This is a genomic window from Streptomyces sp. NPDC002130 (genome assembly GCF_040296465.1).
GTDB lineage: Bacteria > Actinomycetota > Actinomycetes > Streptomycetales > Streptomycetaceae > Streptomyces.
Window position 1 is genome coordinate 26,067 of record NZ_JBEOXI010000063.1, and the last position, 10,783, is coordinate 36,849.

The following is a 10,783-nucleotide window of genomic DNA, read 5'->3' on the forward strand; positions in this document are numbered from 1 at the left end:
CGCCCCGGTGCGGTGCTCGACGTCGCGAGTCCAGAGTTGCCCACCGAATCCCCGGCGAACCACCCCGGAAGCCGCCTTTCGCACGCAAGCGTGAGGACAAGTCGATAAACCCCTGTGCGTCACTTCCGTATCGGACGGGAGCGAAAGGGGGCGTTCGAACCCGGTGCCGCAAGGGACGAAGCGTTCCGGCACTTTTTCCGGCCGCCACCCGGCCCCGGCGCGTCGCACCCGTTCCCCCTTTCCTTTTTCGAACGTACGTACGAAACTAGAGGCATGGCCACCACCGACCGGCAGGCCACGACGCTGGCCCTCGCACACGCCCTGTCAGCCGCCGAACGCGGACTGGCCGTCATCCCCCTGTCCCGCTCCAAGCTCCCGGCACTGCGCTCCCCGCACCGCGACGACCCCGCCCCCACCCCTTGTCACGGCGGGTGCGGCCGGCTCGGGCACGGGGTCCACGACGCCTCCAGCGACCCGGACCGCATCCGCGAGCTGTTCGCCGCCGCGCCCTGGGCGACCGGCTACGGCATCGCCTGCGGGCTGCCCCCACACCATCTGATCGGCCTCGACCTGGACGTGAAGACCGGCACGGACTCCTCGGCCGCCCTGCGCGAGCTGGCGCTGCGGCACCTGTTCACCATCCCGCCGACCGTGGTCGTCGTGACCCCGTCCGGCGGGCGGCACCTGTGGCTGAGCGGCCCGCCCGAGGTGGTCGTCCCCAACTCCGCGGGCCGGCTCGCCCCCGGCATCGACATCCGGGGCGCGGGCGGCTACCTGGTCGGCCCCGGCTCCCGCACGGGACAGGGCGTGTACGCCGCCGCCCCGGGCACCGCGCACCTGGCCCCCGCCCCCTGCCCGCGCTCCCTGCTGCGGCTGCTGATCCCGCCGCCCCGCCACCATCACCCCGCCCCGGCGGCGACCGACGGGCACGGCCAGGGCCTGGTCCAGTTCGTCCTGGCCGCGCACGAGGGCCAGCGCAACACCCGCCTGTTCTGGGCGGCCTGCCGGGCCTACGAGGACGGCATCGGCCCGGCGCTGGTGGACCCCCTGGTCGACGCGGCCCTGAACACCGGCCTGTCCGAGCGGGAGGCCAGGGCGACGATCGCCTCGGCGGCACGGATGACGGGGCACCGGCCGTGAGCACGGCCCCGCCCATGACGACCAGCGAAAGACCTCGATGCAACACCACGCAAAGACGCCGGCCCTGGCGTTGGCCCGCCTCGTCCTGGCCTCCGGCCGCCCGGTGGACCTCGCCGAGCTGCGGTTCTCGTCGACCTACGGCGACCTGCAGGACGGCTACCCCTGCAAGCCGCTGAACGACCTGCGGATCCGGAGCCTCCTGCACACCGCCGAGCGGTCCCGCCCGGGCACGCCGGTGCACCTCGTCCCGCCGCGGCGCGAGTACCCCGACCAGTACGCGGGCGGCCTCGGGCCGGTCGAGGTGCTGCCCGCGGTGGCCTGCCTCGGCACGCTCCACTCCACGGCCCTGGACCCGGCCCACGACCCGGTCGCCTACCGCTCGCGTCTGACCGTCCTCTGGTTCCAGCCCACGCCCCGCCTGCCCTCGGACTGCGACGCCGAGCCCGCGCTGCGGGACCTCGACTGGGCGGTACTGGCCCGGGACGCCCCGGCGCCCCCGTAGGGTCGGCCGATGAGCCCTTCCCGCACGGAACTGCCCCGCTGGCAGTTCGAGTTCACCTGGTCACTGTTCGAGTACCACCTGGAGCGGCTGGAGCCCGGCGACTTCCTCTGGGAGCCTGCGGAGCTCTGCTGGACGATGCGCCGGGGCCCCGACGGCACCTGGGTCCCGGACTGGGCGGACACCGAGCCCGACCCGGTCCCCGTCCCCACCCTCGGGTGGGTGAGCTGGCACATCGGATGGTGGTGGAGCGTCGCCCTCGACCACGCACAGGGCCGCCCGCCCCGCGACCGAGCGGACATCGTCTGGCCCGGTGAGGGCGCCCCGACGGTCGAGTGGCTGCGGGACCTGCGCACCCAGTGGCTGAAGGTCCTGGACGACCTCACCGACCAGGACCTGGACGCCACGGCCCCTTTCCCCTGGACGGACGATCCCGGGCACACCGTCGCCCACATGGTGGCCTGGGTGAACGCGGAGCTGATGAAGAACGTGAGCGAGATCGGCCAACTGCGGCTGCTGCGGGCGGCGTCCGCCTAGAACGCAGGGCCCGGACGTTCCGCCGAGCGTGTCTCCGGCCCGCGGGGCGCGCCCGTCCGGTGCGTGGCATCGTGGGGGCATGAGCATCGACGTGCGCCCGGCCACGGACTTCGAGGACGTCCGTGCCGTGCTCGGGCCGAAGTCGCCCGGGGCGAACGTCTGCTGGTGCCTGAGCTACCGGATCCCCTCCAAGCTCAACAAGGAACTGCGCGGCGCGGCCCGCGGTGAGTACGTCGCCGAGCTGTGCCGCGCGGAGCCGCCCCCGGGCGTGCTCGCCTACGACGGTGACGAACCGGTCGGCTGGGCCGCCGTCGCCCCGCGCGCGGACACCTCCTTCGCCCGCAACCGCAAGATCCCGCACCTCGACGACCTGCCCGTGTGGTCCCTCTGGTGCGTCCGGGTCCGCCCGGGGCATCGCAGGCAGGGCATCTCGCACGCCCTCATCGCCGGCGCGGTCGCGTTCGCCCGGGACCGGGGCGCACCGGTGATCGAGGCGTACCCGCTGGACAACGGCGACGCCAAGGTCGACCTGACGATGGCGTACGCGGGTCTGCGGAAGAACTTCGAACGGGCCGGCTTCGTCCACGCGGCGGACACGACATCGGTCCTGGCCGGTCATCCCCGGATTCTGATGCGCCTCGACCTGCGCTGAAAAAAGGCCCGACCGCTGGCGACGGGGGATGCACCAGCGGTCGAGCTATGGCCAAGGGTAACAAGCGCTTGCCCACCACGAGCCGACTGGCCGTCAGTAACCCGCGGTTGTGACTCGTCTCACGCAACTGTCGTGATGGCCCGGCCCGTTGGGCGAGACGGCCTCGTCAGTCGTCGCACGGCGGGTCGTAGGAGAGCCGGGGCAGGTACTCCCGCCAGGTGTCCTGTGTCAGCACGCCCCGGGTCATCGAGCAGATGCGGCGCACAGCCGTGTCGACGTCGAGATTCCAGAGCCGGATGGTGTCCGCGCCGCTCGACACCCCCAGCGTGTGGCTGTTCGGGCTGAACGCGAGGAAGGTGCCGGTCGTGGAGTTGGGGCTCATCGACTGGCCGATCGCGGTGGCGTGCGAGGGGTCGGTCACGTTCCACAGCCGGACGGTGCTGTCGTTGCCGCCGCTGGCCAGGGTGCGTCCGTCGCGGCTGAACGTCAGCGACACGACCGCCTCCGTGTGGCCCGTGAGCCGCGCCTCCTCGGAGGCCTCGGCGGGATCCGTGATGTCCCAGAGCCGGACGGAGCTGTCGTCGCCGGCGCTGGCCAGCGTGTGGCCGTCGCGGCTGTAGGCGAGCGCGTTGACCGCTCCGAGGTGGCCCCTCAGAGGTGCCCCCATCAGGGTCGTCCGGCCGGGGTCGGTCGCGTTCCACAGCCGGATCGTGCCGTCCGCGCTGCCGCTGGCGAGCGTCCGGCCGTCCGGGCTGAACACGAGGTGGTTGACGTAGCCCTTGTGCCCGGTGAGGGGGCTGCCGAGCGGGCGCGGCCTGGCCGGGTCGCCGACGTTCCACAGCCGGATGGTGCGGTCGTCGTAGGCGGTGGCCAGGACTTTCCCGTCCGGGCTGAACGCCAGGGGGTCGGCGTACCGGATGCGCAGGGGGGCTGGAGAGCCGTAGCGGACGGGGTGTCCGGGGTCGCCGAGGTTCCACAGCTGCACCACCCTCTCGCCCGTCACGACCGCGAGGGTGCGGCCGTCCGGGGAGAACTCCAGGGAGCGCACGTCGCCCTTGCCCGGGCGGAACGGTTCGCCCATCCGCACCGGCCTGCCGGGCTTCCGCACGTCCCACAGCCGGATCCGCCCGTCCCGGGCCGCCGTCGCGAGCAGCCGCCCGTCCGGCCGGAACACCCCGGTCCGGCCGGTCATGTCCGACGTCGGCAGCGACCACAGACGGACCTTGTTGTCGCCCGCCCCGGTTGCGAGAGTGCGGCCGTCGGGGCTGAAGCCGAGCGCGTACATCTCCCCGCTGCTGCCCGCGAGGGGCCCGCCGACCTGCGAGGGGTAGTGCGGATCGCTGACCTTCCACAGGCTCGCGGTGCTGTCCGCGCTGGCCGCGGCGAGCATGTTCCCGTCGGGGCTGAAGGCCACGGACCAGACCGGCCCGGTGTGGCCGGTGAGCGGCGCGCCGATCGTGGCCGGGCGGCCCGGGCCGGCCATGTTCCACAGGCGTACGGTGCCGTCCGCACTGCCGCTGGCGAGCGTGCGGCCGTCGGGACTGAAGGCCACGGAGTGCACGATGGTGGTGTGGCCGGCCAGCGGCGCCCCGGCCGGCTCCGGGCGGCCGGGCTCGGACACGTCCCAGAGCCGGACCGTGCCGTCGTCACCGCCCGCGGCCAGCGTCCGCCCGTCCGGGCTGAACGCCACCGAGCGCACGGCGGTCGTGTGCCCGGTCAGGGGGTCGCCCAGCGCCCGCGGCCGGCGCGGGTCGGCCACGTCCCACAGCCGGACGGTGTGATCGTCGCCCGCGGAGGCCAGCGTGCGCCCGTCCGGGCTGAAGGCGATCAGGTAGATCGTGCCGCCGTGGCCGGTCAGAGGCGCGCCGAGCGACTTCGGGTGCCCGGGATCGGTCACGTCCCACAGCCGGACGGTGCCGTCGTCGGAGGCGCTGGCGAGCGTCCGGCCGTCCGGGCTGAAGATCGCGCTGCTCACCCAGCTCGTGTGCCCGGTGAGGGGCTTGCCCAGGGGCTTGGGGCGCTTGGGGTCGGCGACGTCCCACAGCCGTACGGTCCGGTCGTAGCTGGCGGTGGCCAGGAGCTGTCCGTCCGGGCTGAAGGTCGTGAGGTAGACGGCACCCGTGTGGCCGGTGAGGGGCCTGGACAGCGGGGCGTTCACGATGGAGATCAGGCGGCTGTTCGCGCCCTTGTCGTCCGGCCGCAGCCCGTGCGCCACCAGGTCGAGCTGCGCGGACAGCGACGGATCGGTGTCCTGCACGCGGTCGGACTGGGCGAGCACCTGCTCGAAGACGGCCTCGTCCCGCTGTTTCCAGGCGACGACGGCCGACCCGACGGCCAGCATCGCCAGGACGACCAGCGTCGCCACCGCGCCCCGGCTGATCCAGATGATCCGCCTGCGCAGCCGGACCGAGGCGGCCAGGAACTCCACCGCGCTGCGGGTCAGGAACGTGTCCCCGGCGGATGTCGCCCAGCCGTGGGCCTGCTCCAGCCGCGAGCCCCGGTAGAGCAGGGACGTGTCGCGGTTCGACTCCTCCCAGGCCCGGCCGTCCTCCTCCAGGCGCTGGCGCAGCAGATTGCCCTGCCGGTCCTCGTCGATCCAGTCGCGCAGCCGCGGCCAGGCGTGCAGCAGCGCCTCGTGGGTGATCTCCACGGTCTCCGCGTCGAGCGTCACCAGCCGGGCGCGCACCAGCGCTTCGAGGGACTCCTCGGTCTTGCCCGGGTCGGTCGCCTCCTCCGCCAGCTGACGCCGGGTCCCCCGGCGGCGGGTGGCCTGGGTGTCCTCGCCCAGCCGTACCAGGCGGAGCAGCAGCAGCCTGGCGGCGGTGCGCGCGGCCGGGTCGAGGCCGGTCCAGGCCCGCTCGGCGGTCGCCGCGACCGCTCCCTGGATGCCGCCGGCCGCGCGGTAGCCGGCCAGGGTGAGCCGGCCCGCCTTCCGGCGCTGCCAGGTGGCGAGCAGGGCGTGTGAGAGGAGCGGCAGCACACCGGCGTCGTGCGCCCCGCCCGGGCCGTCGGCGCTGACCTCCCGGACGATCAGCTCCGCCAGCCCCGGTTCCAGCTCCAGGCCGACGGCCTTGGCCGGTCCGTTCACCGCCTCGCGCAGCTCCGCTGTGGTCAGCGGCCCGAGCACCATGTGCCGGTGCTGGAGCGCGTCGGCGAGCTCCGGGTACCTCAGGCAGCGGTCGTAGAAGTCGGCGCGTATGCCCAGCACCACGACCGCCGGGGCCGGCCGGCCGGGGCCGGCGGGTGAGCAGGCGGCGTGCAGGACCTCGATGAAGGTGCGCCGGTCCGCCTCGTCGGGGCAGAGGGTGAACGTCTCCTCGAACTGGTCCACGATGACGACCGGGCGGGCCCCGGAAGGTGCTTCGCGCCGGGCCCAGGCGCCGACGGCGGCCCGAACGGCGTCGGGGGAGGGCGCGATGCCGGGTTCCGGGGGCGCCGCTGTGGGGGCCGTGACGGGTCCCGCTGCGGGCGCCCTTCCGGCCACCGTTGCGGGGACCGCGCCTGACCTGTTCGCGGGGACCGCGTCCGGCCCCTCCGCGGGGACCGCGCCTGAGCCCTCCGCGGAGGCCGTGTCGGATCCCGCCGCGGGGACACCACCGAGCCCCTCCCCGGTGGCCGCTTCCGGTCCCTCTGTCCGTGGCCGCGGCGGGGCTCCTCCCGGTGGGATCGAGACCGGGACGACGGAGGCCAGTTCGGGGATGCACCGGATCAGCTCCGCCAGCGGATCACCTCCCGGTACGAGCTGTACGACCTCTCGCGGCCGACCGCTCCCGTCACCGCCGTCGCCGCCCAGCGCGCCGTCCCGCAGGGCGGGCACCAGGCCGGCGTTGAGCAGCGAGGACTTCCCGGCCCCCGACGCGCCCACGAGCATGACCAGGCCGCCGGTGCCCGCGACGGCCCCGAGCTGCGTGACGAGCGCGTCCGTGCTCCGCTCCCGGCCGAAGAACCACCGGGCGTCCTCCCGGCGGTAGGAGGCCAGCCCCCGGTACGGGCACACCCCGCCCGGCGTCGACGCGGACTCGTCCGCGGACCGCTCCTCGGCCGCGGAGGGCGCCGGGCGCTCACCGACCGGGTCGGCCACCGCGCGTTCCCACAGCCGCTGCCACTGGCCGAGGTCGTACAGGCCGGGGGAGACCGGCGTGGCCCGCGAGCGCCGCGCGTCGGGGATCAGCACGTGCAACACCGCCGCGAGGGCGGGGAACTGGGCCGGGACGTTCCGGGCCCGCCGCCAGTCACTGATGCGCTGCGCGGACACCCGGACGGGCCGCCCGCGTTCGTCGACGCGCTGGAGCCGGACGACCGCCTCGGACACCCGCTTGAGGGGAGGGTTGCCGGCTTCCTTGTACAGCAGTGCGAGGCGTTCCGCGAAGGCGGTGCGTGCCCCCGAGTCGGAACTCAAGGTCTCAGCTCCTTACTTCCCACGCCTGGACGTCCGGACCGGAAAACTCACTCTATATGGCTGACCTGCGGCGATGCCGTCCGCTTGACACCGGAACCTCCTCCTCCATGGCCGGAAATGGCAGGATCCGGACGCAGCGGCGGACTCATCCGGCCAGCTTCCGTCCGAAGCGGACGACGAGGCTCCACCGTTCGGTACCGGTCCCCACGAGGGGAGGGACCGGTGCCGGACGATGTGGTGATCCTCCCCGGCACGCCCCGCCCCGCAACCCCGGCGGATCGCGCTCCCGGACACCGGCGGGCAGCACAACTCGGCCCTTGACGGACCGCGCCTTCGGACACCTCTGACGAACCGACGACCCTGGAAAACTGACGACCCGTCAGCTATGGTCGCCCTGCAGTACCGCTCCCGGAGCGACGGACGAGCACGGGCGAGTGCGGGCGAGGGCGGGCGAGTACGGGCGAGTACGAACGAGCAAGGCGCAAGCAGAGGCCGGGCGACGCATCAGCGACGTACAGGGGTGAGCGCAGTGGAGTCACGTCCCGAGAGCCCACGACCGCAGGGTGCTCCGCGCTGGGTCGCGATGTTCTACCGGCCGGCCGAGGGATCCTGGCGGACGGCCGCCCGGTCGCCCCACCGCGCGCCCGTGCTGTACGCCCTCGGCGAGATGGCCCAGACCCTGCGCGCCCGGGGCGACGAGGTGGTCGTCGCCCTGTGGGGGCCGAAGGACGGCGCGTGGCACCGGTTCGACACCCCGCTGAAGCAGAGCGCTGCTCCGCAGCCGGATCCCGAGCCCTCCCCCGGAGAACCGGCCAAGCTCGCGGAACGGATGACCGGCCGTCGCCACCAGGTCCTCATGGCAGGCCTGACCAAGGCGGGGCTCTACGACCTCTCCCCCGAGGACGACACGACCGTGCAGGCCTTGGTGGAACACCTCGACGAGGCCGCCGTACGCCGGGTGGCCCACTGGCTGGCGGCCGCCGGGAACGCCCGCTAGCCGGGCCGGTTCAGCCGGTGCCCCGCTGGGCAGTCAACTCCGGACGGCCGCGGGGCCCCGATGCCGTCAGGAGGGGGACGAAGATGCCGTCAGGAAGCGGACAAAGAGACATGAAGGTCTTCGTGGACCGCGATCTCTGCTACGGCTCCGCCGAATGCGCCCACCGGGCCCCGGCGGTCTTCGAGTTCGTCGACGGCTACGGGGTCGTCCGACCGGGCCGGGAGGAGACGGGCGAGGATCCCGAGGTGCTGGAGGCGGTGGAGAAGTGCCCGAGCCAGGCGATCGGCATCACCGTGGCGCCGCAGTCGGCGCCGGACCGGCCGTAGCGAGGGCGGATGCCGGTGCCGAGCCTGCTCGCGGTCTTCGCCCATCCCGATGACGAGTCCCTGTCGGCGGGCGGCGTCCTCGCCCGCCACGCGTCCGCGGGCGCGCGCACGGCGGTCGTCACGGCGACCTGGTCGGCGGACACCCAGCGCGCCGCGGAACTCGCCGAGGCGCTCCGCATCCTGGGCGCCGGCCCGCCACGCATGCTGGGGTACGCCGACTCCCGCGTCCCGCACTCGGCCCCGGGCAGGCCGCGCTGGTGCGACGTGCCGCTGGACGCGGCGGTGGGAGAACTGGTCGCGCACCTGCGCGACTTCCGCCCGGACGTCGTCGTCACCCACGACGCCTACGGCAACCTCACCGGCCATGAGGACCATGTGCACACCCACCGCGTGACCGCCCTCGCGGTCCACGCCGCCGGCCTGGAACGCCTCTACCCGGACGCCGGAGCGCCCTGGCGGCCGAGCGCCCTGTACCTGGCCACGCACCCGCACTCGGCCGCCCGGGCATGGAGCGGGCACCTGGCCGCCGTGGGGAAGGCGGTGCGCACCGTCCCCGACGAGTTCGTCACCGCCACGGTCGACGTCACCCCCTGCCTGGACCGGAAGATCCGGGCGATCCTGGCCCACCGCACGGAGGTGGCACGGGGAGCAGCGCCGGGCCTGATCGCCGCACTTTCCGCAGCCGAGCGGCAACGACTGCTCGGCACGGAGTGGTACACCCGGCACGACCTGGCGCCGACGGCCCCCGCGCGGACCGAGCAGCTGCTCTCATAGCGCGGTCGGCGCACCCCACCGGAGCCCGGACAACGCCCTGGCCCTGGCCTCCACGACGGCCATCCGCACCTCGCGCTCGGCCCGGTCGGTATGGGCCGCCTGCCCGGTCACCTGCCCGTCCCACTTCCGGTACAGCAAGCCCACCTCCCGCGAGAACCACCCCCGGCTCACCGCGTTCAAGGCCAGCAACAACCCCGTGTCCTCCGAGGCGGGCAGCGCCATCCATCCGCCCAGGGCGAGCAGCAACTCCCGCCGCACGCACAGTGAGGCGGGATGCACCTGCGCGAGGAAGCCGTTGGCCTTCCAGTGGTCGAGCACGGCCCCGCGCTCGATCGGCCCCTCGTCGGGATCGCCCGGGAAGCCGACGGTCGACCCGTCGGGCATGAGGTCGAGCACCCGCGAGGTGGCCCACCCGAGGTCCGGGTCCCCCTCCAGCACGGCGAGATCCCGCGCGAGCGCGCCCGGCGTCAACCGGTCGTCGGCGTCGAGGACCTTCACGTACGCCCCGTCCCCGTGTGCCAGCGCCATGGTCCTGGCGACGCCGGGCCCCCCGGCCCGCCCCTGCCGGAACGTCACCCGGGCGTCCACGGGAACATACGGTCTGACGCTCTCGCTCTCCCCGTCCTCCTGCACGACCCAGTGCCACTCCCAGCCCTCGGGAAGCCGCTGCGCGCACAACGACGCGTGGGCCTCCGGCAGAAACCGGGCGTGGGGGCCGTGCACGGCGGTGACGACGACGATGCGCCGACTCACGGCGGCGCTCACCCACCCTTCTCCGACCGGCACACCCTGGTGATCGTAATGCTCACCGCGTACCCGGCTCGCCGCCCAGTTCGAGAACGAGGTGATAGCCACCGGCCAGATCGACACCGGTCCGCTCGCGGAGCAGCTTGACCGCGGCGATCTGCTGACCGTCGTCGAGCAGCGCGCTCAACTCCGTGACCAGCGCGGCGTCGAGCCGGCGCAGGGCGTCCAGCGCCTGGGCGCTGCTGGTGGGCAACGCGTGCCCGCCGGCCAGCATCTCCACGGCCTCGCGGGCCGGGCCCCGCTTGAGCCAGGAGCCCCTGCGCAACCTCCGGACGGCCTTGCCCGTACGGCCGTCCGCGGCCAGCGCCCTCGCCTCGTCCTGGGCTTCCTGCCCGACCGGGGTGATCAGCGCTGCGGTGCGGGCCTTGGTGTTCGTCATGACACTCCTGCGTCGTGGGATCCCGACACGAAAGACGAGGGAGAGCGGGTTGCCGTTGCCCCTCGGGCGTTCGACTCACTCACCCAGCCCTGGTACGGCGGCCCTTGGCGAACCCGTACGAACACGACACCCGCCCCCACGCCATATGTGAGGGACGCCACACCCGAAACCCGCACAACCCCCCGCCCTTCCCGAAGGTCTGGGTCGGGGGGGGGGGGGGGGGGGCGGAGGCCACGCCCGCCCCGCCCGCCCGCAGGCTGAGACAAGCGCCCC

At 74.0% G+C, this 10,783-nt stretch carries 10 protein-coding genes; 7 read left to right on the plus strand and 3 right to left on the minus strand.

Annotated features, from left to right (window positions below):
• The first annotated feature begins 273 nt into the window (after positions 1-273).
• The 4 genes from ABT116_RS14925 to ABT116_RS14940 all read left to right on the plus strand — a co-directional run bounded on the left by ABT116_RS14925 (position 274) and on the right by ABT116_RS14940 (position 2,828).
• Positions 274-1,140: a bifunctional DNA primase/polymerase gene (locus tag ABT116_RS14925; protein ID WP_351632681.1), complete on the plus strand. Its 867-nt coding sequence runs from the start codon at positions 274-276 to the stop codon at positions 1,138-1,140.
• Between the two features lie 37 nt (positions 1,141-1,177).
• On the plus strand, positions 1,178-1,642 hold the full coding sequence (locus ABT116_RS14930) for a hypothetical protein (protein WP_351632683.1): 465 nt from the start codon (positions 1,178-1,180) through the stop codon (positions 1,640-1,642).
• Positions 1,643-1,651: 9 nt separating this feature from the next.
• A complete protein-coding gene (locus ABT116_RS14935; protein ID WP_351632685.1) occupies positions 1,652-2,176 on the plus strand; it encodes a DinB family protein in 525 nt (174 codons plus the stop codon).
• Between the two features lie 79 nt (positions 2,177-2,255).
• Complete coding sequence (locus ABT116_RS14940) at positions 2,256-2,828, plus strand: GNAT family N-acetyltransferase (protein ID WP_351632687.1); 573 nt, start codon at positions 2,256-2,258, stop codon at positions 2,826-2,828.
• Between the two features lie 166 nt (positions 2,829-2,994).
• Here the strand turns inward: ABT116_RS14940 and ABT116_RS14945 are convergent, their stop codons facing one another.
• The gene (locus tag ABT116_RS14945) at positions 2,995-7,227 is read right to left on the minus strand and encodes an nSTAND1 domain-containing NTPase (protein WP_351632689.1); all 4,233 of its coding nucleotides are present in this window, start codon (positions 7,225-7,227) and stop codon (positions 2,995-2,997) included.
• Between the two features lie 529 nt (positions 7,228-7,756).
• On the opposite strand from ABT116_RS14945, the gene ABT116_RS14950 reads away from it, so the two are divergent.
• From ABT116_RS14950 to ABT116_RS14960, 3 genes are all read left to right on the plus strand, one after another.
• Complete coding sequence (locus tag ABT116_RS14950) at positions 7,757-8,224, plus strand: hypothetical protein (RefSeq protein ID WP_351632691.1); 468 nt, start codon at positions 7,757-7,759, stop codon at positions 8,222-8,224.
• Positions 8,225-8,334: 110 nt separating this feature from the next.
• Positions 8,335-8,550, plus strand: a complete 216-nt coding sequence (locus ABT116_RS14955) for a ferredoxin (RefSeq protein WP_351632693.1) — start codon at positions 8,335-8,337, stop codon at positions 8,548-8,550.
• Between the two features lie 9 nt (positions 8,551-8,559).
• Positions 8,560-9,324, plus strand: a complete 765-nt coding sequence (locus ABT116_RS14960; protein WP_351632696.1) for a PIG-L deacetylase family protein — start codon at positions 8,560-8,562, stop codon at positions 9,322-9,324.
• On the opposite strand, the gene ABT116_RS14965 is transcribed toward ABT116_RS14960, so the two are convergent.
• Together ABT116_RS14965 and ABT116_RS14970 are read right to left on the minus strand one after the other, a co-directional pair.
• Positions 9,319-10,089, minus strand: a complete 771-nt coding sequence (locus ABT116_RS14965; RefSeq protein ID WP_351632698.1) for a glycosyltransferase family 2 protein — start codon at positions 10,087-10,089, stop codon at positions 9,319-9,321. The genes ABT116_RS14960 and ABT116_RS14965 overlap by 6 nt on opposite strands.
• A 40-nt stretch (positions 10,090-10,129) precedes the next feature.
• Positions 10,130-10,510, minus strand: a complete 381-nt coding sequence (locus tag ABT116_RS14970) for a hypothetical protein (RefSeq protein WP_351632700.1) — start codon at positions 10,508-10,510, stop codon at positions 10,130-10,132.
• Positions 10,511-10,783 lie beyond the last annotated feature (273 nt).

Excerpts from the sequence above, each read along its gene's own strand:
- ABT116_RS14925 (WP_351632681.1), top strand. The coding sequence starts at position 274 with ATGGCCACCACCGACCGGCAGGCCACGACGCTGGCCCTCGCACACGCC.
- ABT116_RS14930 (WP_351632683.1), top strand. The coding sequence starts at position 1,178 with ATGCAACACCACGCAAAGACGCCGGCCCTGGCGTTGGCCCGCCTCGTC.
- ABT116_RS14935 (WP_351632685.1), top strand. The coding sequence starts at position 1,652 with ATGAGCCCTTCCCGCACGGAACTGCCCCGCTGGCAGTTCGAGTTCACC.
- ABT116_RS14940 (WP_351632687.1), top strand. The coding sequence starts at position 2,256 with ATGAGCATCGACGTGCGCCCGGCCACGGACTTCGAGGACGTCCGTGCC.
- ABT116_RS14955 (WP_351632693.1), top strand. The coding sequence starts at position 8,335 with ATGAAGGTCTTCGTGGACCGCGATCTCTGCTACGGCTCCGCCGAATGC.
- ABT116_RS14960 (WP_351632696.1), top strand. The coding sequence starts at position 8,560 with ATGCCGGTGCCGAGCCTGCTCGCGGTCTTCGCCCATCCCGATGACGAG.
- ABT116_RS14970 (WP_351632700.1), bottom strand. The coding sequence starts at position 10,510 with ATGACGAACACCAAGGCCCGCACCGCAGCGCTGATCACCCCGGTCGGG.